This window comes from Caballeronia catudaia, assembly GCF_001544755.2.
Lineage (GTDB): Bacteria > Pseudomonadota > Gammaproteobacteria > Burkholderiales > Burkholderiaceae > Caballeronia > Caballeronia catudaia.
In genome coordinates this window covers 52,229-75,665 of sequence record NZ_FCOF02000025.1, presented here as the reverse complement: position 1 = coordinate 75,665, position 23,437 = coordinate 52,229, and the positions used below count along the sequence as shown (strand labels likewise).

The window sequence follows — 23,437 nt, the reverse complement described above, 5'->3', positions numbered from 1 at the left end:
GCCGGGCCACGCGGGATTTGTTTGCTAGAATACTTGGCTCTGTTGACTGACACCGTGTCGGACGACGATCCGGCACTTCTGGCAGACGCGTATTGCGCGCGTCTTCCGGCGCCAGGCGTCGATTTCGGCGCGGCTCGCGCAGAGCCCGCATCCGGACCCGCGCCTTTAGAACCGCGGAAGAACCGAACACCGAATTTACGAATTACTTTAGGACGATTTCAGCCATGGCTAACGTTGTTGAAAACCTCGGCAAGCTCGAACGCCGCGTGACCATTTCCCTGCCGAAGGATTCGGTGCAGAAGGAAGTCGATTCGCGCATCCGCCAGTTGGCCAAGAACGTGCGCATGCCGGGTTTCCGCCCGGGCAAGGTGCCGCTCAAGATGGTGACGCAGCAGTACGCCGGCCAGGTCGAAGCCGAAGTGCTGAGCGACAAGGTCGGCAAGGAATTCTTCGACGTCACGCGCGCCGAAAACCTGCGCGTCGCGGGCCAGCCGAGCTTCGCGCCGAAGTCGGAAGCCGCCCCTGACGACGCCTACGCGTTCGACGCGACCTTCGAGGTCTATCCCGAAGTGCAACTGGGCGATGTGGCGACCGCTGAAATCGAACGCACGGTCACGACCATCTCCGAAGCCGAAGTCGACCGCACGCTGGACATCCTGCGCAAGCAGCGCGTGCATTTCCACGCCCGCGGCGAAGCCGGCGAGCACGGCGACGGCGGCCCGAGCACGGCAGCCGCCGACGGCGACCGCGTGACGCTCGACTTCGTTGGCAAGATCGACGGCGTCGCGTTCGAAGGCGGCAGCGCCGAAGATTTCGCGTTCGTGCTGGGCGAAGGCCGCATGCTGCCCGAATTCGAGCAGGCTGCAACGGGCCTCAAGGTCGGCGAAACGCGCGAATTCGACCTCAAGTTCCCCGACGACTACCACGGCAAGGATGTCGCGGGCAAGACGGCGCAATTCACCATCACCATCAAGAAGATCGAGTGGCCGCATCTGCCGGAAATCGACGCGGATTTCGCGAAGTCGCTGGGCATCGAAGACGGCGATCTCACGAAGATGCGCACCGAGATCAAGGACAACCTGGAGCGCGAAGCCAAGCGCCGCACGCAGCAGATCGTGAAGAACCAGGTCATGGACGCGCTGCTCAAGATTTCCGAACTGGACGTGCCGAAGGCGCTGATCGAGCAGGATCAGCAGCGCCTCGTCGAAATGGCGCGTCAGGACCTGCAGCAGCGCGGCGTGCCGAACGCAGCCGACGCGCCGATCCCGGCCGAAATGTTCGCCGAGCAGGCCGAGCGCCGCGTGAAGCTGGGCCTCGTGCTGGCCGAGCTGGTGAAGGCGAACGAGCTGCAGGCAAAGCCCGAGCAGATTCGCGCTGAAGTGGACGAATTCGCCAAGAGCTACGAAGACCCGAAGGAAGTCGTCCGCTGGTATTATTCGAACCAGCAGCGCCTCGCCGAGATGGAAGCGTACGTCGTGGAAAGCAACGTCGTCGATTTCGTCCTGGGCAAGGCCAAGGTGACCGACAAGGAAGTCAGCTTCGAGGAACTGGCCAGCGCAACGGCGCAAGCCTGACGCGTTAGGCAGGGGGCGTGCGGAGTCGTCGGACTGACGGCCCGCACGCCTTTTTTGCATTAAAGTTTGAGCGTTCGCATGCCGTTCTAGTCGATGTTCCTTTGTCGTTCAGTACCCTTATTCCGAACAAGGAAATTGCATGACCTTTCGCGCTGAATTGCTCGACACGTTGGCGTCCCACGCATCGCGGGACTTCGAAGCCCAGGCGCTCGGCCTCGTTCCGATGGTCGTGGAAACGAGCGGCCGCGGCGAGCGTGCCTATGACATCTACTCGCGTCTCCTTAAGGAGCGCGTGGTGTTTCTCGTCGGTGAAGTGAACGACCAGTCGGCGAATCTGGTCGTCGCGCAGTTGCTGTTCCTCGAAAGCGAGAATCCCGACAAGGACATCAGCCTGTACATCAACAGCCCGGGCGGGTCGGTTTCCGCCGGCATGGCGATCTACGACACCATGCAGTTCGTGAAGCCGGACGTGTCCACGCTTTGCATGGGCCTCGCCGCGAGCATGGGCGCGTTTCTGCTCGCAGCGGGCGCGAAGGGCAAGCGCGTCGCGCTGCCGAACGCACGCGTGATGATTCACCAGCCGCTCGGCGGCGCGCGCGGCCAGGCGTCCGATATCGAGATTCAGGCGCGGGAAATCCTGTACCTGAAGGAGCGTCTGAATCAGTTGCTGTCGCATCACACGGGTCAGCCGGTCGAGCGCATCGCGCGCGACACGGATCGCGACAACTTCATGTCGGGCGACGACGCGCAGGCTTACGGCCTCGTCGACCAGGTGCTTCACAAGCGTCCCTGAAGGCGTCCGGAGCGGCGCCGCGCCGGCGTTCGGAGACGAGCCGGCACAGTAAGGAAGTCGCGCGTGTGGCGCAACGCCAGACGCGCTTCGTTCGCCCTCGCAGGTGTGATTCTGCGTATGGAAATCGAAGCGCGTATCATGTAACAAGAGTGTCCGGAGGCTTACACATTTATGGCGGACAAAAAAGGTTCCAGCAGCGAAAAGCTGCTGTATTGCTCGTTCTGCGGAAAAAGCCAGCATGAGGTGAAGAAGCTCATCGCTGGGCCGTCGGTGTTCATCTGTGATGAATGCATCGATCTGTGCAACGAGATCATTCGCGACGAGGCGGCCGGCGCAGCAGAGGAGGCCGGGCTGACCAAGTCCGACCTGCCGAGCCCGCAGGAAATCAGCGATATCCTCAATCAGTACGTGATCGGCCAGGAACGCGCGAAGAAAATTCTCGCGGTGGCCGTGTACAACCACTACAAGCGGCTCAAGCATCTCGACAAGAAGGACGAAATCGAGCTGTCGAAGAGCAACATTCTCTTGATCGGGCCTACTGGATCGGGCAAGACGTTGCTCGCGCAGACGCTTGCGCGCATGCTGAATGTGCCGTTCGTGATTGCCGATGCCACGACGCTGACCGAAGCCGGCTATGTCGGCGAGGACGTCGAGAACATCATTCAGAAGCTGCTGCAAAACTGCAATTACGAAGTCGACAAGGCGCAGCGCGGAATCGTTTACATCGACGAAATCGACAAGATCAGCCGCAAGTCGGATAACCCGTCCATCACGCGCGACGTGTCGGGCGAGGGCGTCCAGCAGGCGCTGCTCAAGCTGATCGAAGGCACGATGGCGTCTGTGCCGCCGCAAGGCGGACGCAAGCACCCGAATCAGGACTTCATCCAGGTTGATACGACCAACATCCTGTTCGTCTGCGGCGGTGCGTTCGACGGGCTCGAGAAGGTCATCACCGATCGCACTGAGAAAACCGGAATCGGTTTCGGCGCGAGCGTGAAGAGCAAGCAGGAACGCGACGCGGGCGAAGTGCTCCGTGAAGTCGAACCGGAAGATCTGATCAAGTTCGGTCTGATTCCCGAGCTGATCGGCCGTCTGCCCGTCGTGGCGACGCTCGGCAAGCTCGACGAAGCCGCGCTCGTGAAGATTCTGATCGAGCCGAAGAACGCGCTCGTGAAGCAGTATCACAAGCTCTTCGCGATGGAGCGCGTCGAACTGGAAATCCGTCCGGCGGCGCTCCAGGCCATCGCGCAGAAGGCTATTCGCCGCAAGACCGGCGCGCGCGGGCTGCGTTCGATTCTGGAACAAGCGTTGCTCGACGTGATGTACGAACTGCCGACCATGAAGGGCGTTTCGAAGGTGATCGTCGACGACAACACCATCGACGGCGACGGCAAACCGCTGCTCATCTACGAAGACGCACCGAAAGTAGCGGGTTCGAACTGAAGCAGGCTGTGTGTCGGCGAAAGGCCGTTCATGGCGACGTGAACGGCCTTTTATTTTTTCCGGTTTATCTTGTGGATGACTGACGCGATCTTTGACTAACGACTTTTCCCTTCCGATAAAGGCTTGCAATAGCTCTGAACGGCCTTACTTACGTCTGAATTGATTCCATTAATGGGGAAATGAAATGTCAGGAACCCAACTCCTCCCGCAGGAACGCATTACGCTGCCGCTGCTCCCGCTGCGCGACGTAGTCGTTTTCCCGCATATGGTGATTCCGCTCTTCGTGGGGCGGCCCAAGTCGATCAAGGCCCTCGAAGCCGCGATGGAAGGCGGCAAGCACATCATGCTCGTCGCCCAGAAAACGGCGGCGAAGGACGAGCCGACCGAAAAGGACATGTACGAAGTGGGATGTGTCGCCAACATCCTGCAAATGCTGAAGCTGCCCGACGGCACGGTGAAGGTGCTTGTCGAAGGCCTGCAGCGCGCGAAAACGCTCTCGATCGAAGAACAGGAAACGCAATTCTCGTGCGACGTGATGCCGCTCGAGCCCGATCACGCCGACAGCGCTGAAACGGAAGCGCTGCGCCGCGCGATCGTCTCGCAGTTCGATCAGTACGTGAAGCTCAACAAGAAGATTCCGCCGGAAATCCTGACGTCGCTGTCGGGCATCGACGAAGCGGGTCGACTTGCCGACACCATCGCCGCGCATCTGCCGCTCAAGCTCGATCAGAAACAGCACATTCTCGAGATGTTCCCTGTGATCGAGCGTCTCGAACATCTGCTCGCCCAGCTCGAAGCCGAAATCGACATCCTTCAGGTCGAGAAGCGTATTCGTGGCCGCGTGAAGCGCCAGATGGAAAAGAGCCAGCGCGAGTACTACCTCAACGAGCAGGTCAAGGCGATCCAGAAGGAATTGGGCGAAGGCGAAGAGGGCGCGGATCTCGAGGAGCTCGAGAAGCGCATCACCGCCGCGCGTATGCCGAAGGAAGCCAAGAAGAAGGCCGACGCCGAGCTCAAGAAGCTCAAGCTGATGTCGCCGATGTCCGCGGAAGCGACGGTCGTGCGCAATTACATCGACACGCTGATCGGCTTGCCGTGGCGCAAGAAGAGCAAGGTCAACAACGACCTCACGAACGCCGAGCGCGTGCTCGATGAAGACCACTTCGGCCTCGAAAAGGTCAAGGAACGCATTCTCGAATATCTCGCGGTTCAGCAACGTGTCGAGAAGGTGAAGGCGCCGATTCTCTGCCTCGTCGGGCCTCCGGGCGTCGGCAAGACGTCGCTCGGTCAGTCGATCGCGCGCGCGACGAATCGCAAGTTCGTGCGCATGGCGCTCGGCGGCGTGCACGACGAATCCGAAATTCGCGGTCACCGTCGCACGTACATCGGTTCGATGCCCGGCAAGATTCTGCAAAGCCTCGCGAAAGTCGCTGTGCGCAATCCGCTCTTCCTGCTCGACGAAGTCGACAAGATGGGCATGGATTTCCGCGGCGATCCCGCTTCCGCGCTGCTCGAAGTGCTCGATCCGGAACAGAATCACACGTTCGCGGACCACTATATCGAAGTGGACTTCGACCTGTCGGACGTGATGTTCGTCGCGACGTCGAACTCGCTGAACATTCCGCCGCCGCTGCTCGACCGGATGGAAGTCATCCGTCTGTCGGGTTACACGGAAGACGAGAAAGTCAGCATCGCGCAACGTTATTTGTTGCCGAAGCAGAAGCGCAACAACGGCCTGAAGGAGGGCGAGATCGAAGTCACGGAGCAGGCGATCCGCGACATCATTCGCTACTACACGCGTGAAGCGGGTGTGCGTTCGCTCGAGCGTGAAATCTCGAAGATCTGCCGCAAGGTCGTGAAGATGCTTCTGTTGAAGAAGGCCGAGGGCGCCGTCACGGTCGACGGTTCCAACCTCGATACCTTCCTCGGCGTGCGGAAGTACGACTTCGGTCTGGCAGCGAAGGAAAACCAGATCGGTCAGGTCACGGGTCTTGCGTGGACGGAAGTCGGCGGCGATCTGCTGACGATCGAAGCGGCGGTGATGCCCGGCAAGGGCGGCGTGATCCGCACGGGTTCGCTCGGCGACGTGATGAAGGAGTCGGTCGAAGCGGCTCGCTCGGTCGTGCGCTCGCGTTCGCGTCGACTCGGCATCACGGATGAGTCGTTCGAAAAGAAGGACATCCACATCCACGTGCCGGAAGGCGCGACGCCGAAGGACGGTCCGTCCGCCGGTATCGCGATGACCACGGCGCTGGTGTCGGTGCTGACCGGCATTCCGGTTCGCGCGGATGTCGCGATGACGGGCGAAATCACGCTGCGCGGCGAAGTGCTGCCGATCGGCGGGTTGAAAGAGAAGCTGCTGGCGGCGCATCGCGGCGGCATCAAGCTCGTGCTGATCCCCGAGGAAAACACGAAGGATCTGGCCGAGATCCCCGACAACGTGAAGAACGCCATCGAGATCGTGCCGGTTCGCTGGATCGATCGCGTGCTGGAACTGGCGCTGGAGCGCACGCCGGAGTCGCTGCCTGAAGACGAAGCGAAAGCGACGCCGGTCACTGCCGAAACGCAGAAGGACGCGCCGGCGTCGGGCGAAGTCGTAAAGCACTAAACGCTCTGCGCAGCACTGCGTTCGCCGACGTGTTGCGTGATGGTTGCTAAAAACCCGCGGGTTCACTCCGCGGGTTTTTCTATTTCTGCGCGGCATTTCGAAGAGGTCTTCTAATAGCCCCGCAAACCGCGCCCGATCAGGCTCAACCCTCGTTGACACGCTTCTTTCGGCTAAGTTAAATGAGCGCCGCATCCAGACTTATCGAGATGCTTGTCGTAGCGACGCGGGCATCCATGATGACGTCGATGCTCGACCAGTCGATTACAACGTGCCAATACTGATTCGGGGATCACATGAACAAGACGGAACTGATCGACCATATCGCGCAGCAAGCCGATATCTCCAAGGCCGCGGCCGGCCGTGCGCTCGACGCGGCCATCGACGGCGTGCGTGCGACGCTGAAGAAGGGCGGCACGGTGACGCTCGTCGGCTTCGGCACGTTCGCCGTGGGTAAGCGCACCGCGCGCACCGGACGCAATCCGCGCACAGGCGACGCGATCAAGATCAAGGCCGCGAAGGTCCCGAAATTTCGCCCTGGCAAAGCACTGAAGGATGCGCTAAACTAGCGGACTCGCTGGATGCAGCGCGCTACGAACGGGGCGCGAAATTCGGCGCAGCGCAAACCAGATGAATTTGCGGACCGGGTGCTTAGCTCAGTTGGTAGAGCGGCGCCCTTACAAGGCGTAGGTCGGGAGTTCGAGCCTCTCAGCACCCACCAGGTCTCGGTTCATTGCGCGCTACCCAGGAGCGGTAGTTCAGTTGGTTAGAATACCGGCCTGTCACGCCGGGGGTCGCGGGTTCGAGTCCCGTCCGCTCCGCCAGAATCGAACAAGAAGTCCCGCACGCTGTGATGCTTGCGGGACTTTTTGTTTTTGGATCGCACATCTGCGGGGTCGATCAAGAGTGCTAAACGTCGATACGCATCGTGAAATGCGGATTGCGCAAATTGATTCGATCGTGCGTTAAACGATTGATAAATAAAACAATCTCCATCTCGCAATGGTTCGCGCCCTGCACGTGCAGTCGATCGGAGAACTCGATCAACGGCTGCCTTTCGCCTTTTCCCCCGCCACTGTTGTAATATCGAGCGTTTTGTTCTGACAACGCAGCGCTACGCATGCTCGACTTCTTCCGAAATCACCAGCGCCTGATGATGGCCTTGCTGATCCTCATCATCGTGCCCGGCCTGGGCATGGTAGGGATTCAGGGTTTCAGCAATTACTTCGACGAGAGTTCCTACGTCGCCAGCGTCAACGGTCACAAGATCACGCGCGCCGAATTTGACAGCGCCTTCCGGCAGCAAGTGGACCGCGCGCGTTCCATGCTCGGCGCACAGTTCGACGCCAAGATGTTCGACACGCCCGAGACGCGCGCCGCGATGGTCGACAGTCTCGTGCAACAGCGCGTGATGGCCGACGAAACCCAGCGCCTGCATCTGACCGCATCGGATGACGCGGTTCGTCGCGCGCTGATGTCCGACCCGGTGATCTCGTCGCTGAAAAAGCCCGACGGCAGCATCGACCTCGAACGCTACAAGCAACTGCTCGCCATGCAGGGCATGACGCCCGCGCAATATGACGAGCGCATGCGCTACACGCTCGCGACCGAGCAGATCCCGGGCAGCATTCAAGGATCGTCGTTCACGTCGAAATCGCTCGCGCAGAGTCTCACGGAGCTCGCCGAGCAGAAACGCTCCGTGCAGGGCCTGTCGCTGCGCACGGCCGACTACGCCGCGAAGGTCCAGCCGACCGACGCGCAACTCACGGCTTACTACGAAGCGCATCGCAACGACTTCGCGACGCCCGAGACCGCGACGATTCAGTATCTCGTGCTGTCACCGTCGACGATCGCGGGGGCATCGAAGCCGAGCGACGCCGATCTGAAGAAGTATTACGACGACAACATCCAGCGCTATCGCACGGAAGCGGAAGTGCGCGCGAGCCATATTCTCGTGAACGCGCCGAAGGACGCGAGCGCAGCCGACAAGGGCAAGGCGAAGCAGAAAGCCGAAGAACTGCTCGCGCAAGTCAAGGCGCATCCGGACCAGTTCGCGCAGATCGCGCAGAAGAACTCGGACGATCCGGGTTCCGCGAGCAAGGGCGGCGACCTCGGTTACTTCGCTCATGGTCAGATCGCGGGCGGCAAGGCCTTCGACGACGCCGCGTTCGGCCTGAAGAAAGGCGAAGTGAGCAATATCGTCGAGTCGGACTTCGGTTATCACATCATCGAGGCGACCGACGTGAAGCCTTCTGTCACGAAGCCATTCGATGAAGTGAAGGATTCGATCGCCAAGGACTACGCGGCCCAGCAAGGCACGAAGGGTTTCGCCGACGACGCGCAAGGCTTCACTGATCTCGTCTATGAGAAGGCGAAGTCGCTGCAGCCGGCGGCCGACAAGTACAAGCTGACGATCCAGACCGCGACGGTCGGCCCGAAGCCGAATCCGCAGTTGCCGCAGGACAACCCGCTCAACAACGCGAAGCTCCTCGCAGCCGTCTTCGCACCCGATGCAGCGAAGGACCGCAACAACACGCAGGCGATCGATGTCGGCAACAGCACACTGGTCGCTGCACGCGTGATTGATTACAAAGCGTCGAGCGTTCCCGCGTTCGACGTGGTGAAGGATGACGTGCGCAAGAAGGTCGTCGCCGAAATGGCCGCTGCGATGGCGAAGAAGGAAGGCGAGACGAAGCTCGCGGAACTGCAAAAGTCGAAGTCGACCGATGGCTTCACGTCGCCCGTCACGGTCTCGCGCAACGATGCGCAAGGCTTGCCGCCCGCGGCGCTATCCGCGGTCTTCAAGGCGGACGCATCGAAGCTTCCGGCGTATGTCGGCGTGGACCTCGGCGCGGACGGCTATGCGATCTATCGCGTGAATGGAATCGACAAGGCGGCGCCGGTCGCGGCCGATCGTCTCGCGGGCGCGCAGCAGCAAGTCGCGCAGGTCTATGCACAAGCCGAGATGGAGGCGTATCTCGACTCGTTGAAGGCGCGTTCGAAGGTCAAGCTGAGCCAGTCGCCGCCGCCGACATCGAACTGATCCGATCCGCAATGACACAATGAAAAAGCCCCGCATCCGAAAGGTTGCGGGGCTTTTGTCTGAAATGCAGGCGAACTTCGCTTACAAACACGCCTGAATGTCGCCGGTCGCCTGGCTGCCGGCCGCGCCCGACGCGCGGAAGCCGACCCACGTTCCCGGACCGGACCACGCCGGACGCACGACGGCCGCTGCGCCGTTGGGCGGCTGCTGGCCGGGCACGTACACGTCGACGGCCTTATCGCCCGCAAGCGTGTCCTGCGACACCACCTGCTGCTGCGATTTATCGGCCCATTTCTGTGCGACACATTGCGCAACCTCGTTCGGAGCCTTCTGGCTCGTGCCGACTTGCTGCACGCCGGCGGGCGGCTGCGCGGCGCAGGCCGAAATCGCAACGGTCAGGGCGAGAAGAGGGAAGTATTTCACGTGACCTCCTTGTAGAGTCGCTCAAAGACGAGCGGGTTATAAGAGTTACGCGAAAGTCTCAGATATCTGAATCGTGGCCGTGCTCCGCGTCGATAAGAAAGCTGTCGCGGCCGGCGTCGCTGTCAATGCAGCGCGGCGGCTCCCAGCAAGGGTTTCAAGGTTGGCCAGACGTTATTCAGCAGCAAAGGCTGGGCCTGCACCGTCGGATGAATCTGATCGGCCTGGAACATGGCAGGCTTGTCAGCAATGCCGGCAAGCAGGAAAGGCACGAGCGCGACATTCTTGTCCTTCGCGATACGCTCATAGACCGCATGGAGCTTTTGCGCATAGTCGGGGCCGTAATTGGGTGGAACGTACATGCCGACGAGTAAAACCTTCGCATGCGCGGCCTGCGATGCATCGACGATGCCGCGCAGATTCGTCTCCGTCGTTGCGAGCGGCACGCCGCGCAGCGCATCGTTCGCGCCGAGCTCGACGATCACCACGGCAGGCTTGATACGCGAGAGAACAGCGGTCAAGCGCGCGCGCCCGCCGCTCGTGGTGTCGCCGCTGATGCTCGAATTGGCGACGCTATAATCGAAGCGCTCCTTCGCCAGCCGCTCGCGCAAGAGATTCACCCAGCCGGTATCGCGCGGCAGACCGTATTCGGCCGAGAGGCTATCGCCCAGCACGACGATCGCGGGCTTCGTTTGGGTTGCCGCCTGGGCCTCCGCGGCGTGTGCGGTCGTGATGCCCGCCGCCATCAACGGGATCGCGGGCACGAAGCCGCGCAAGTTCTTTTTCAAAGTGTCCATGCAAAACAATATCGAACCGGTCATCGAAGTGCGGGGATTAAGCAAGCGGGTGAAGGACGCAACGGGCGAGCTCACGATTCTCGATCAGATCGATATGTCGATCGCGAAGGGCAGCAGCGTGGCGATCGTCGGCGCGTCGGGCTCGGGCAAGTCGACATTGCTCGGCCTGCTTGCCGGATTGGACAGCGCGAGCGAGGGCTCGGTTCGTCTGCTGGGCAAGGATCTGTCGAGCCTGAACGAAGACGAGCGCGCCGCGTTGCGCAGCGGCGCCGTCGGCTTCGTATTTCAGTCGTTCCAGTTGATGCCGCATCTCACCGCGCTCGAGAATGTGATGCTGCCGCTCGAGTTGCGCGCTGAGATGCCGCATGGCGAGATCGCCGCGCGCGCACGATCGCTGCTCGATCAGGTCGGCCTTTCGCAGCGCACGAGCCACTATCCGAAGCTGCTTTCCGGCGGCGAGCAGCAACGCGTCGCGCTCGCGCGCGCTTTCGTCACGCATCCGGCCGTGCTCTTCGCCGACGAACCCACCGGCAGTCTCGATGCCGCCACGGGCTATGCGATCATCGACTTGATGTTCGAGATGAACCGCCGCAATGGCGCGACGCTCGTACTCGTCACGCATGATCCTGAACTCGCCGAGCGTTGCGACGCCACGGTGACGATCGAAGCCGGGCGGCTCGTCAACGGCCTGAGCGTGTAAAAAGGCCCGCAACGCGCAACACGCTGCGAGCCTTGCACGACGCACCCGCGTCAGCGCTTCAACGCCTTGCGCGCACGCGCGATCAACGTCGACGTCGACGAATCGTGCTTCTTCGGATCGGCGGTTTCAGCGGTGATATCGGCCTCGACGACCTTGCCGAGAATCTTGCCGAGCTCCACGCCCCACTGATCGAACGAGTTGATGTCCCACACCGTGCCCTGCACCAGCACCTTGTGCTCGTAGAGCGCGATGAGCGCGCCGAGCGTCTGCGGCGTGAGCGCGTCGAGCATGATCGTCGTGGTCGGACGGTTGCCGGGGAAGCTCAGATGCGTCGCGAGTTCTTCCTTGCCCGGACCCGCCACCTTCTTCGCTTCTTCGAGCGTGCGGCCGAGCATCAACGCCTCGCTCTGCGCGAAGCAGTTGGCGAGCAGCTTCGCGTGATGATCGACGAGCGGATGCTCCGGCGTCAGCACGGCGATGAAGTCGATCGGAATGATCGTCGGTCCCTGATGCAGCATCTGGAAGAACGCGTGCTGACCGTTCGTGCCCGGCTCGCCCCAGATCACCGCGGCGGTCGGATAGTCGACCATCTTGCCGTCGAGGCGCGCGGACTTGCCGTTGCTTTCCATCTCCAGTTGCTGGAGATACGAAGACAGAAGACTGAGCGCCTGCGAATATGGCGCGACCAGATCGCTCTGCGAGCCGAAGAAATTGCGATACCAGATGCCGATCATGCCCATCAGCACGGGCAGGTTCTTGTCGAGCGGCGCGGTGCGGAAATGCTCGTCCATCGCGGCTGCGCCTTGCAACAGCGCGTCGAAATTCTTCGGGCCGACCGAAAGCATGATCGACAGACCGACCGCCGACCACAGCGAGTAGCGGCCACCGACCCAATCCCACATTTCGAACACGTTTTCTTTCGCGATGCCGAACTTCACGACCTCGGCCGGATTCGCCGACACGCCGACGAAATGCTTCGCGAGCTGGTCTTCGGGACAGCCCGATTCGAGGAACCAGTCGCGCATCGAGTGTGCGTTGGTCATCGTCTCGAGCGTCGTGAAAGTCTTGGAGACGACGATCGCGAGCGTCTCTTCGGCGTCGACCTGCTGCAGCACGTTCCAGAGATCCGCGCCGTCGACGTTCGATACGAAGTGCGTATCGAGTTCCTTCGATGCGAGATGATGCAGCGCGTGAACGACCATCTTCGGCCCGAGATCCGATCCGCCGATCCCGATATTCACCACATGACGGATGCGCTTGCCGGTATAGCCGGTCCACGCGCCGTCGCGGACCTTATCGGAGAAAGTGGCCATCCTGGCTTTTTCTTTCTGCACCTGCTCGTAGAACGGCGCATCGGGCGATTGCGCGCGCAGCGCGGTATGGAGCACCGCGCGATGCTCCGTGATATTGACGATGTCGCCGCGGAACATCGCGTCGCGGCGCTCCGTGACCTTGGCCTGCCGCGCGACCTCGACGAGCAGCTTGAGCGTTTCGTCCTTGACGCGGTTCTTGGAGAAGTCGATTGCGAGGCCGCCGCCTTCGAACGTCAGGCGCTCGGCGCGCGTGGGCGCGGTGTCGTTTTCCGGCGCGAACCAGTCGCGCAGGCGCTCGCCGGAGATGGCATCGTAATGCGACTGGAGCGCCGACCAGGCAGGAAGCGAGTTGAGCATCGAGTGTTGGGTCATGAGCGGTCCGATAGTCTGAAGGTGACAGAGGAATACGTTCGTGCGATTGCGGCTCGGCTTGCCTGTCCGTGCGTGTCGTGTCTGGTGAACGCGACTGAAAAACATCTGAGCGGCCGCGGTTGCCCGAATCAAAAAGAGTATAGCGACGATGCGTGAACGGATGCTTGCAAAGCGTCACGAAGGATTCGCGGCGCGCCGCGCGCGGGGAATGTGTCAGCTTCGCGCATGCTCGGCATAAAAGCGCCGGTTGATGAGCGCGCGCACCGCGGGCGCGAGCTCGCCCGCGGTCAGTCCCGCCGGGCCGATGCCGTCGTCGGTGAGGGTTTGCGCGGCGAGCCCGTGCAGCCAGACGCCCGCGAGCGCGGCCTCGTAAGCCGGCAGCTTCTGCGCGAGCAATGCTCCGATCAATCCGCCGAGCACGTCGCCGGTGCCCCCTGTCGCGAGTCCGGCGTTGCCGGTCGGATTCACCGCGACGCGGCCATCGGGCGAGGCGATCACCGTGCCTGAACCCTTCAGCACCGCGACGGCGGCATAGCGCGCGGCCAACTGGCGCGCGGCGGCGATGCGTTCGACCTGGACCGCTTTCGCATCGGTTTGCAACAGACGCGCCGCTTCGAGCGGATGCGGCGTCAGGATGCACGGATCGCCCTGCGCGCCGCGCGCCGCGACTTCGGAGGCGAGCGCGTCGTCCTGTGCGATGAGATTGAGCGCGTCGGCATCGAGCAGCTTCGGGATATCGAGCTTCAGCACGCTGGCGAGCACCTGCTTCGCGTGGTCGCTCTTGCCCATGCCGCAGCCGATCGACAGCGCGTCCATTTTGTCGAGCGCGAAGCCGTCGGCACGATGGAGCATCAATTCGGGATGCGGCGGATCGTAAGGCGGAAAACCTTCACCGACGAACGCCACATGCACCTTGCCCGCGCCGCCGAAGAGCGCCATGCGCGCGGCGAGGATCGGCGCGCCGCACATGCCCGTGTCGCCGCCGATGACCGCGATCGAGCCGAACGTGCCCTTGTTGCTCGCGTTGTCGCGCGGCGGCATGCAGGCGCCGAACAGCGCGGGCACGTTGAGCACGATCGACGGCGCCGTGCTCCCGTCGACGTCGAGCGTGGCGACGAACAGCCGGCCAGTCAGATCTCGGCCGAGCGACGTGAAATGACCCGGTTTCGCACCGATGAACGTGATGGTGTCCGTTGCGCGCACCGTTTCGCCGCCATTCACAGGCGCGCCGGTGTCGCTGTTCAGGCCGCTCGGCACATCGAGCGCGAGCACGCGGCCCGATGCCTGCGAACGGCGCGTCATGCGTGCGGCCATCTCCGCGAACACGCCTTCGAGCGGCCGCGTGAGGCCGATGCCGAACATGCCGTCGACGAGCCAGCCGAAACCATCGAACGAGGCGGGCGGCTCGCCGTCGATCGGTACGCCCGCTGCGCGCGCCGCCTCGAGCGCCCAGCGCGCATCGTCGGGCTTGACTTCGACCGGCATGCACACGCGCACGGCGACGCCCGCGCGATGCAGGCGCTCGGCCATCACGAGCGCATCGCCGCCGTTGTTGCCGGGGCCCGCGGCGAGCCAGACCGGCAGCGCGCGCGAATCGGGATCATGTTCCAGGGCGTCGATGAGACACTGCGCGGCCGCCGCCCCCGCGCGTGCCATCAACGTGTGCGGCGGCAGCGCGGCGGCCGCGCGCGCTTCGAGCGCGCGCAGCTCGGCGAGCGTCAGGAGCGCGAGGTGATCGTCTTTGGGCGTGAAGTAGGGGGATCGGGCAGCGGTCATGGCGGCGGAAGGCGTTTCGAAAGGCGATTCGTTCGAAAACCCGGCGTTTGCAGCAATCGTGCCCGTCGCAACGATCCGCTAGAAGCGTTCGGGGCTCAGCGCGGCGAGGGTATCGGCGGGAAGATCGGGCGTGACGCCGGAGACGAGGTCCGCGATCACTTTAGCAGACCCGCACGCGAGGCCCCAGCCTGCCGGGCCGTGCGCCGCGTTCACGAAAAGCCGTGGATGCCGCGTCGCGCCGACGATCGGCAATCCGTCGGCGGTCATCAGCCTCACGCCGTCCCAGGCGCGCGCGGCCGAGACGCGCGCCGCGCCGGGAATCCAGTCGTGCGTGCCCTGACCGAGCAGATCGAGCGCGCGACGGGCGAGCGTGGCGTCGAGCGGCTTGTCGGCTTTGGCGGCGCTCTGAAACACGCCCGCGCCGCCGACGCGCAGCCGCTGGCCCACGCGCGTCATCGTGATGCGCTTGGTCGAATCGACGACGGTGAGATGCGGCGCGCGCTCCTCATAGGCGACGGGCGCGGTGAGCGTGTGCACGCGCAACGGGAGCAGCGACGCCACCGGCTTGTTCCCGCCGACGAGCGCCGGCGTGCCGCTGCCCGCGGCGACGACGATCGCATCGGCGGCGATCAGCTCGACATCGGCGCTGCGCTTCCTGCCTTCGTTCGCGACGGCGAGCTCGACCGCCGCGCGCGCGCCGTCGAGACGCAGCGCCGCGACCGCGCGATGCATGCGGAACTGCACACCGGCGTCTTCGAGCGTCTGCTTGAGTTGCTTGGTGAAAAGCGGACAGTTCGCGGTGCGTTCCTCGGGCAGCAGCACGGCGCCCGCGAATTCGGGATAGTCCGGCACGGACGGCTCGATCTCGACGCATTCCTCGGGTGTGAGCACACGATGCGGCACGCCGCAGGTCTTGAGCAAGCCGATGGCCGGTTGCGCTTCATCGAACTCACGCGGCTGGCGAAATACGTGCAGCACGCCGCGGCGCTGCTCGAAATCGAGTTCGAGACGGCTTTCGATCCCGGCGAGCACGCCCCGCGACATGTCGACGAGCGGCTGCAGGCGCGCGTACTGCGCAGTGAATGCTTCGGGATCGCGCAGCGTCGCGTGTTGCTTGAGGAAATCCCGCGCGGCGGAGTCGAAACCGGTCTTCGCCACCATGCCGCTTTGCTTCGCGCGGCTCGACGCCATGAAGGTCGGACCGAACCAGACATCGAGCGGCGAGGGCAGCAGTGCGCCGCCTTGCCCATAGGTGGCACCTTGCGCGACGGTCGCGTGGCGCTCGACCACGCAAACGCGGTGGCCTGCCGCATGCAGCTGATAGGCGGTGGCGATGCCGGCGATTCCTCCGCCGATGACGATGACATCCATGACTTTTTTGTGCCCGAAGGCGCGAGATTGCAGTGCTGCGCGGCGTGACGCGCGGGTGGAAGCGCCCGGTGCCGCGCGCCAATACGATGAAACGACGAGCATGCCGGCCTGACGGCCAGGCGCCTTACCCGAAGAAAGCGCGCCATGATAGCGCCAAAATCGTTTGCGGGGGACCGCAGGCCGCGCGGCGCGCGCGGTCCGCAACCCGCCCAGGTCGGCACGGCCGGCCTTGCCCGGCGCTATTTCGGGATGCGCGACGGCGCGTCGCGCGACGCACGGCTGCCGCCGCACCGCGCCCGGGCGAAGCGTCCGCCCGATTTCGAGACGCGCATCCGGGTTATAATCGCGGTCTTCCTTTCGCCTCACGCCGCATTGCGTGCTCGAATCCGAATTTGCGAATTTTGGATTTGCAAAAGCGACCGAGCGTCGCGCGAGCGGCACACAGACGTCATCGACGCACCGTCACAATGGCCCACTTCTCGTGTTTCCCAGGCGCTTCGGCCCTCTCCGATTTCCGTCAGACCCGCATTCTCGAAAAGCTCGCCCGCATCGACCCGAATATCGTCGGCGTGCGCGGCCAGTTCCTGCATTTCGTCAACGCGACGGAACCGCTCACGGACGACGACACGAACCGCATCGAGGCGCTGATGCACTACGGCGCGCCGTTCGAGGAATCGAAAGAGCGCGGCCATGTCGAGACCTTCATGGTCGTGCCGCGCTTCGGCACCATTTCGCCGTGGGCGAGCAAGGCGACCGATATCGCACATCACTGCGGGCTCGACAAAGTGCGGCGCATCGAGCGCGGCGTCGAGTACTCGGTCGCCATGAAAAGCGGTTTTCTGGGCGGCAAGAAGGCGCTGTCGGACGAAGCGCGCGCGGCCGTCGCGCAAGCCCTGCACGACCGCATGACCGAAAGCGTCGCGGCATCGCGCGATGCCGCGCTGCATCTCTTCGACGAACTGCCCGCCAAACCCTTGCAGACCGTCGATATCATCGGCGTGGGCCGCAAGGCGCTCGAAGCGGCGAACACCGAGCTCGGCCTCGCGCTCGCGGACGACGAGATCGACTATCTGGTGAACGCGTTCGAAAGCCTGAAGCGCAACCCGACCGACGTCGAATTGATGATGTTCGCGCAGGCGAACAGCGAGCACTGCCGCCACAAGATCTTCAACGGCGAATGGACCATCGACGGCGAAAAGCAGGACATGTCGCTGTTTGCAATGATCCGCAATACGGAAAAGCTGAATCACGCAGGCACGATCGTCGCATATTCGGACAACTCGGCGATCATGCAGGGCGGCGTGGCCGAGCGCTGGTTCCCGCGCGGCACGGACGAGCAGTATCAGCGTCGGGTGGAACTCACGCACACGCTGATGAAGGTAGAAACGCACAATCACCCGACCGCGATTGCGCCGTTCGCGGGCGCGGCGACCGGCTCCGGCGGCGAAATCCGCGACGAAGGCGCGACAGGCCGCGGCGCGCGTCCGAAGGCCGGTCTCGTGGGCTTCACGGTGTCGAACCTCGATCTGCCGGATGCGCGCGAGAAATGGGAAAACGCGCGCGATTGCGCCGTGCCGCTCGCATCGCGCAATCCCGCGGACAATCACGAGCCGTATGGCCGTCCGGAGCGTATCGCTTCGCCGCTGCAGATCATGATCGACGGTCCGATCGGCGCCGCGGCCTTCAACAACGAATTCGGCCGCCCGAACCTCGGCGGCTATTTCCGCACCTTCGAGCAGAACGTCGCGGGCCGCGTGCGCGGCTATCACAAGCCGATCATGATCGCGGGCGGCATCGGCAATATTTCGGATCAGCACACGCACAAGCTCGACCTTCCCGCAGGCACGCTGCTGATCCAGATCGGCGGGCCGGGCATGCGCATCGGCATGGGCGGCGGTGCGGCGTCGTCGATGGCCACGGGCGCGAACACCGCCGAGCTCGACTTCGATTCGGTCCAGCGCGGCAATCCGGAAATTCAACGCCGCGCGCAGGAAGTCATCAACGCGTGCTGGCAGATGGGCGAGGGCAATCCGATCCTGTCCATTCACGACGTCGGCGCGGGCGGCATCTCGAATGCGTTCCCGGAACTCGTCGATGGCGCGGGCAAGGGCGCGCGCTTCGAACTGCGCAAGGTGCCGCTCGAAGAGAGCGGCCTGTCGCCGCGCGAAATCTGGTCGAACGAAGCGCAAGAGCGCTACGTGCTGGCGATCTCGCCCGCCGATCTGCCCGCGTTCCAGGCGATCTGCGAGCGCGAGCGCTGCCCGGTGGCGGTGGTCGGCGTCGCGACGGAAGAGCGCCAGTTGAAGCTGATCGACGAAGCCAACGAAGGCCAGGAACCCGTCGACATGCCGATGGACGTGCTGCTCGGCAAGCCGCCCAAGATGCATCGCGATGTGAAGCGCGAAGCAGCGCGTTTCGAAGCTGTCGACGTAACCGGTCTGGCATTGTCCGAAATCGCGGTCGATGTGCTGAAGCATCCGGCAGTCGCGAGCAAGTCCTTCCTCATCACGATCGGCGACCGCTCGGTCGGCGGCACGACCGCACGCGACCAGTTCGTCGGACCGTGGCAAGTGCCCGTCGCGGATTGCGCGGTGACGACGATGGACTACGCCGGATTCCGTGGCGAAGCGATGACGATGGCCGAGCGCACGCCGCTCGCCGTCATCGATGCACCGGCGTCCGGCCGCATGGCGGTGGGCGAAGCGGTGACGAACATCGCGTCCGCGCCGATCGAATCGCTGAACAAGCTGAAGCTATCCGCGAACTGGATGGCCGCGTGCGGCAGCGCGGGCGAGGACGCCGCGCTGTATGACACGGTGAAGGCGATCGGCATGGAGTTGTGCCCGGCGCTCGGCATCAGTATTCCGGTCGGCAAGGATTCGCTGTCGATGCGCACGAAATGGCAAGACGGCGTCGCGAAGGAAGTCGTATCGCCTGTGTCGCTCATCATCAGCGCCTTCGCGCCGGTCGAGGACGTGCGCCGTCATCTGACGCCGCAGCTCGTTCATGACACGAACACGGTGCTGATCGCGATCGATCTCGGACGCGGACGCAATCGCATGGGCGGCAGCATCCTCGCGCAAGTGACGCAGCAGGTCGGCGATGCGGTGCCCGACGTCGACGATCCCGAAGACCTAAAGCGTTTTTTCGCCGCGATTCAATCGCTCAACGCCGATGGCAAGCTGCTCGCGTACCACGACCGCTCCGATGGCGGCCTCTGGGCGACAGTGTGCGAAATGGCGTTCGCGGGTCACGTGGGCGTGTCGCTGAACGTCGACATGCTGGCGCTCGGCGCCGAGCACGAATCCGATTACGGCGACGCGAAGGACTGGGCGAAGCAGACGAGCGGCCGCCGCGAGGACCGCACGATGCGCGCGCTGTTCTCGGAAGAACTTGGCGCGGTGGTTCAGGTGCGCGCCGCGGATCGCGATGCGGTGCTGGGCGCGCTGCGCGAACACGGCCTGTCGGCCTGCTCGCATGTGATCGGCAAGCCGAACGAGAGCGGCGCGATCGAGATTTATCGCGACGCGAAGAAGATTTTCGATGCGCCGCGCGTCGATCTGCATCGCGCCTGGAGCGAGGTGAGCTGGCGCATCGCGCGTCTGCGCGACAACCCCGCGTGCGCGGACGCCGAATACGACGCGCTGCTCGACGCGGCCGATCCCGGCATTTCGCCCGTGCTGACGTTCGATCCCGCCGGAGACGTCGCTGCGCCGTTCATCTCGACGAACCAGCGTCCGCGCGTCGCGATCCTGCGCGAGCAGGGCGTGAATTCGCACTTGGAAACGGCTTACGCGTTCGACCGCGCCGGCTTCGACGCGCACGACGTCCACATGAGCGACCTGCTCGAAGGCCGCGCGACGCTTGCCGATTTCGCGGGCGCGGTGGCGTGCGGCGGCTTCTCGTACGGCGACGTGCTGGGCGCGGGCGAAGGCTGGGCGAAGACCATCCGCTTCAACGCGCAACTCGCCGATATGTTCGCCGCGTTCTTCGCACGTCCGGACACCTTCGCGCTCGGCATCTGCAACGGCTGCCAGATGCTGTCGAGCCTGGCGTCGATCATTCCCGGCGCGGAAAACTGGCCGAAGTTCACGCGCAACAAGTCCGAGCAGTTCGAGGCGCGCTTCTCGCTCGTCGAGGTGCAGCGTTCGCCGTCGATCTTCTTCGCCGGCATGGAAGGCTCGCGCATTCCGGTCGCGGTCGCGCACGGCGAAGGCTTCGCGGACTTCTCGCAACAGGGCGATCAGGCGAAGGCGCTCGTGGCGATGCGTTACGTCGATCATCGCGGCCAGGCGACGGAGCAGTATCCGTTCAATCCGAATGGCTCGCCGCAAGGCATCACGTCGGTGACGACGCCCGATGGCCGCTTTACCGTGCTGATGCCGCACATGGAGCGCGTGCATCGCAACGTGCAGATGAGCTGGACGCCCGATGACTGGACCACCGATGGCAGCCCGTGGCTGCGCGTGTTCCAGAACGCGCGACGCTTCCTCGGCTGATCGTGCTTATCGCGTTTGATCGCACCATGCAAACGCCCCGAAGTGCGAACTTCGGGGCGTCTTTTTTGGTGCGGCCATTTCGATGTTGTCAGGCGGCAAATATCCCAAAATAATGCGGCTGTAAGTTGCGGGTATAGTCGACGGCACGCCGCGATTCGCGGCAGTACCGGGAGGAGACATGAAGCAATTGCGGTCAAATTACTTAGTCAAGCTAACTTTATCGGCGATGATTGTCGCGACGTCGAGTTTTCTCGTGGCGTGCGGAGACAGTTCGGATTCGGGCTCGGCCAATCTGTCGCCAGTGGCGCGCGCGGCCGCGCTCGGCGAGAACCTGATGGTGCGCGTCCAGATAGACGCCAACGATGCCGCGAAATCCGGTACGCACTGCGCGGACCTCGGCGCGGACTGGGCCAGTTGCGCGCGCGGCAAATTGATTCTCGAGAACACCGGCTCACGCGCGCTCGCCGCCGGCGGCTGGACGCTTTATGTGCACAGCATCCGGCGCATCCTGATGGTCGAGCATCCCGCGTTCGCGTGGAAGCACATCACGGGCGACCTTTATGCGCTCACACCGCGCGCCGGCGCGTTCACGCTCGACGCAGGCGAGCGCGTCGAGGTGCCGTTCGTCGGCGAGTACTGGTATCAGCGCTACAGCGATCTGTTGCCGCGTTCCTATGTCGTCGCCGATGGCAGCGCGACACCCGCGATTCTCAAACACAACGACACCGACGACGAAACCCGCTACGTCGATCGCATTCCGCCGATCGCGGACGATGCAGCCGCATTCGCCGCGACGCCCGCGCAAGTGCAGCGCGCCCGCGCGGAGGCTGCACTGCCGTCGGCGCAGCAGACTGCGGCGCGTGCGTTGCCGGCCGTCCTGCGCTCGTCGGCGGGCGAGGGCGCGGTGCAGGTTGGCGGCATCGATCTGTCGTTGTCGGGATTGACGTCGTCGCAGATCGCGGCGCTGGCATCGCGCGCGGCGACACTCGGGCTCGGTGGGGCGGCCGTGCGCGTGAACGGGCGAATCGCAGGCGCAGCGCTGCCGGCGGATATCGCGCGCTCCGGCGGCTATCGGCTGACGATCGGGCAAGACGGCGTCGACATCGACGCCTTCGATGCCGCCGGGCTTTTCTACGGCGTGCAGACGCTCTTGTCGCTCGCGCCCGCAGGCGGCGGCAGCGTGCCCGCGATGACCGTCGAAGACGCGCCGCGCTATACGCATCGCGGCATGCACGTCGATGTCGCGCGCAACTTCCGCCAGCCCGCGACGTTGCGCCGTCTGATCGACCAGATGGGGGCGTACAAGCTGAACCGCCTGCATCTGCATCTTTCGGACGACGAAGGCTGGCGTATCGAAATTCCCGGTTTGCCGGAGCTCACCGAGATCGGCGCGAAGCGTTGCCACGATCTCACCGAAACGCGCTGCCTCGTGCCGCAACTCGGCTCGGGCCCGGACAATCGTTCGGGAGGCGGCTATCTGAGCCGCGCCGAGTATGTCGCGCTGGCGCGCTATGCGGCGGATCGCTTCGTCGAGATCGTTCCCGAGATCGACATGCCCGGCCACGCGCGCGCCGCGGTCGTATCGATGGAAGCGCGCTATCAACGGCTGATCGCGCAGGGCGACAAGGCGGGCGCGAACGCGTACCGTCTGCTCGATCCGGCCGATACGTCGAACGCGACCACGGTTCAGTTCTACGATCGCCGCAGCTTCATCAATCCGTGCTCGGACGGCGCGCAGCGCTTTGCGTCGAAGGTCATCGGCGAGATCGCGGCGATGCATCGCGAGGCCGGCGCACCGCTCTCCGTGTGGCACTTCGGCGGCGACGAAGCGAAGAACATCCTGCTCGGCGCGGGATTTCAGCCGCTCGACGGCACAGACCCCGGCAAAGGTCACGTCAACCTCGCGGCGCAGGACAAGCCGTGGGGCCGCTCGCCGCAGTGCGCGGCGCTGATCGCATCGGGCAAGGCGGCTTCCGTCGACGAATTGCCGTCAATGTTCGCGCGCCAGGTGAGTCAGATCGTGCGCAACAACGGCATTGGCACGATGGCCGCGTGGCAGGACGGCATCAAGCACGCGAGCGGGCCGCAGGATTTCGCGACGTCGAGCACGATGGTGACGATGTGGGACACGATCTTCTGGGGCGCGTCGGACACCGTGCAGACGTTGAGCAGCCAGGGCTACAAGACGGTGCTCGCGCTGCCGGACTATCTGTACTTCGACTTTCCGTATTCGTTCGATCAGCGCGAGCGCGGCTATTACTGGGGCTCGCATGGCACGGACAGCTTCAAGACCTTCTCGCTCGCACCGGACAACCTGCCGCAGAACGCGGAGATCATGGCCGATCGCGACGGCAAGCCGTTCGAGGTGACGAGCGCGGGACCAGCGCCGCGTATCGAAGGCATTCAGGGACAGGCCTGGGCGGAGGTCATGCGCACGGATCAGCAGTTCGAATACATGGTGTATCCGCGTCTTTTGGCGCTCGCGGAACGCGCGTGGCATCGGGCGGCGTGGGAGCGGCCTTATCGGGAAGGCGAGCGCTACAAGCTCGGCGATACCGATAAGGTCGATAAAGCCGCGCTCGCGCAGGATTGGGCGCAGTTCACGAGCGTCGTGCAGAACCGCGAGTCGGCGAAGCTCAAGCGCGCGGGAGCCGTGATGCGTGAGGGCGCGGGCAGTTGAGCGCGCAATAAAAGGCAAAGCCGCCCTCGGGCGGCTTTGCCTGAAATCCAG

Annotated in this window: 15 protein-coding genes and 2 tRNA genes; 11 read left to right on the top strand and 6 right to left on the bottom strand. The window is 63.8% G+C overall.

What is annotated here, in order from left to right:
• The first annotated feature begins 224 nt into the window (after positions 1–224).
• From tig to AWB75_RS23675, 7 genes are all read left to right on the top strand, one after another.
• Positions 225–1,574, top strand: a complete 1,350-nt coding sequence (tig, locus tag AWB75_RS23705; protein ID WP_061126483.1) for a trigger factor — start codon at positions 225–227, stop codon at positions 1,572–1,574.
• Positions 1,575–1,713: 139 nt separating this feature from the next.
• Positions 1,714–2,367 carry an ATP-dependent Clp endopeptidase proteolytic subunit ClpP gene (gene clpP, locus AWB75_RS23700; protein WP_035498698.1) on the top strand — a complete coding sequence of 218 codons (654 nt, stop codon included), beginning with the start codon at positions 1,714–1,716 and terminating at the stop codon, positions 2,365–2,367.
• Positions 2,368–2,538: 171 nt separating this feature from the next.
• Positions 2,539–3,810, top strand: coding sequence for an ATP-dependent Clp protease ATP-binding subunit ClpX (gene clpX, locus AWB75_RS23695; RefSeq protein ID WP_061126482.1), 1,272 nt, complete (start codon positions 2,539–2,541; stop codon positions 3,808–3,810).
• A gap of 184 nt (positions 3,811–3,994) precedes the next feature.
• Positions 3,995–6,418 (top strand): endopeptidase La, encoded by a 2,424-nt coding sequence (gene lon / locus AWB75_RS23690; protein ID WP_061126481.1) that lies wholly within the window; start codon positions 3,995–3,997, stop codon positions 6,416–6,418.
• Positions 6,419–6,711: 293 nt separating this feature from the next.
• On the top strand, positions 6,712–6,984 hold the full coding sequence (locus AWB75_RS23685; RefSeq protein ID WP_061126480.1) for an HU family DNA-binding protein: 273 nt from the start codon (positions 6,712–6,714) through the stop codon (positions 6,982–6,984).
• A 76-nt stretch (positions 6,985–7,060) separates the two neighbouring features.
• Positions 7,061–7,136: transfer RNA gene (locus tag AWB75_RS23680), tRNA-Val, on the top strand.
• 26 nt (positions 7,137–7,162) lie between these two features.
• Positions 7,163–7,239 (top strand) — tRNA-Asp (locus AWB75_RS23675).
• 85 nt (positions 7,240–7,324) lie between these two features.
• Here AWB75_RS23675 and AWB75_RS37175 read toward each other — a convergent pair.
• Positions 7,325–7,537 (bottom strand): hypothetical protein, encoded by a 213-nt coding sequence (locus tag AWB75_RS37175; protein ID WP_143746480.1) that lies wholly within the window; start codon positions 7,535–7,537, stop codon positions 7,325–7,327.
• On the opposite strand from AWB75_RS37175, the gene AWB75_RS23670 reads away from it, so the two are divergent.
• Positions 7,536–9,458 (top strand): SurA N-terminal domain-containing protein, encoded by a 1,923-nt coding sequence (locus AWB75_RS23670; protein WP_061126479.1) that lies wholly within the window; start codon positions 7,536–7,538, stop codon positions 9,456–9,458. The two genes, AWB75_RS37175 and AWB75_RS23670, sit on opposite strands and share 2 nt — an antisense overlap.
• 81 nt (positions 9,459–9,539) lie before the next feature.
• On the opposite strand, the gene AWB75_RS23665 is transcribed toward AWB75_RS23670, so the two are convergent.
• Positions 9,540–9,881 (bottom strand): hypothetical protein, encoded by a 342-nt coding sequence (locus tag AWB75_RS23665; protein WP_061126478.1) that lies wholly within the window; start codon positions 9,879–9,881, stop codon positions 9,540–9,542.
• Positions 9,882–10,003: 122 nt separating this feature from the next.
• Entirely contained in the window at positions 10,004–10,675 is a 672-nt protein-coding gene (locus AWB75_RS23660; protein ID WP_061126477.1) for an arylesterase, read from the bottom strand.
• Between AWB75_RS23660 and AWB75_RS23655 the strand changes: the two genes are divergently transcribed.
• Positions 10,674–11,375: an ABC transporter ATP-binding protein gene (locus AWB75_RS23655; RefSeq protein ID WP_061126476.1), complete on the top strand. Its 702-nt coding sequence runs from the start codon at positions 10,674–10,676 to the stop codon at positions 11,373–11,375. The genes AWB75_RS23660 and AWB75_RS23655 overlap by 2 nt on opposite strands.
• Positions 11,376–11,425: 50 nt before the next feature.
• Here AWB75_RS23655 and pgi read toward each other — a convergent pair whose 3' ends face one another.
• The 3 genes from pgi to AWB75_RS23640 form a co-directional block, all read right to left on the bottom strand.
• Positions 11,426–13,060: a glucose-6-phosphate isomerase gene (gene pgi, locus AWB75_RS23650; RefSeq protein WP_061126475.1), complete on the bottom strand. Its 1,635-nt coding sequence runs from the start codon at positions 13,058–13,060 to the stop codon at positions 11,426–11,428.
• A 213-nt stretch (positions 13,061–13,273) separates the two neighbouring features.
• Positions 13,274–14,836, bottom strand: a complete 1,563-nt coding sequence (locus AWB75_RS23645) for an NAD(P)H-hydrate dehydratase (protein WP_061126474.1) — start codon at positions 14,834–14,836, stop codon at positions 13,274–13,276.
• A gap of 78 nt (positions 14,837–14,914) precedes the next feature.
• A complete protein-coding gene (locus AWB75_RS23640; protein ID WP_061126500.1) occupies positions 14,915–16,207 on the bottom strand; it encodes an FAD-dependent oxidoreductase in 1,293 nt (430 codons plus the stop codon).
• A 467-nt stretch (positions 16,208–16,674) separates the two neighbouring features.
• Between AWB75_RS23640 and purL the strand changes: the two genes are divergently transcribed.
• The gene (gene purL, locus AWB75_RS23635) at positions 16,675–20,706 is read left to right on the top strand and encodes a phosphoribosylformylglycinamidine synthase (protein ID WP_061126473.1); all 4,032 of its coding nucleotides are present in this window, start codon (positions 16,675–16,677) and stop codon (positions 20,704–20,706) included.
• Between the two features lie 226 nt (positions 20,707–20,932).
• Entirely contained in the window at positions 20,933–23,386 is a 2,454-nt protein-coding gene (locus tag AWB75_RS23630; protein ID WP_087086779.1) for a family 20 glycosylhydrolase, read from the top strand.
• Positions 23,387–23,437 lie beyond the last annotated feature (51 nt).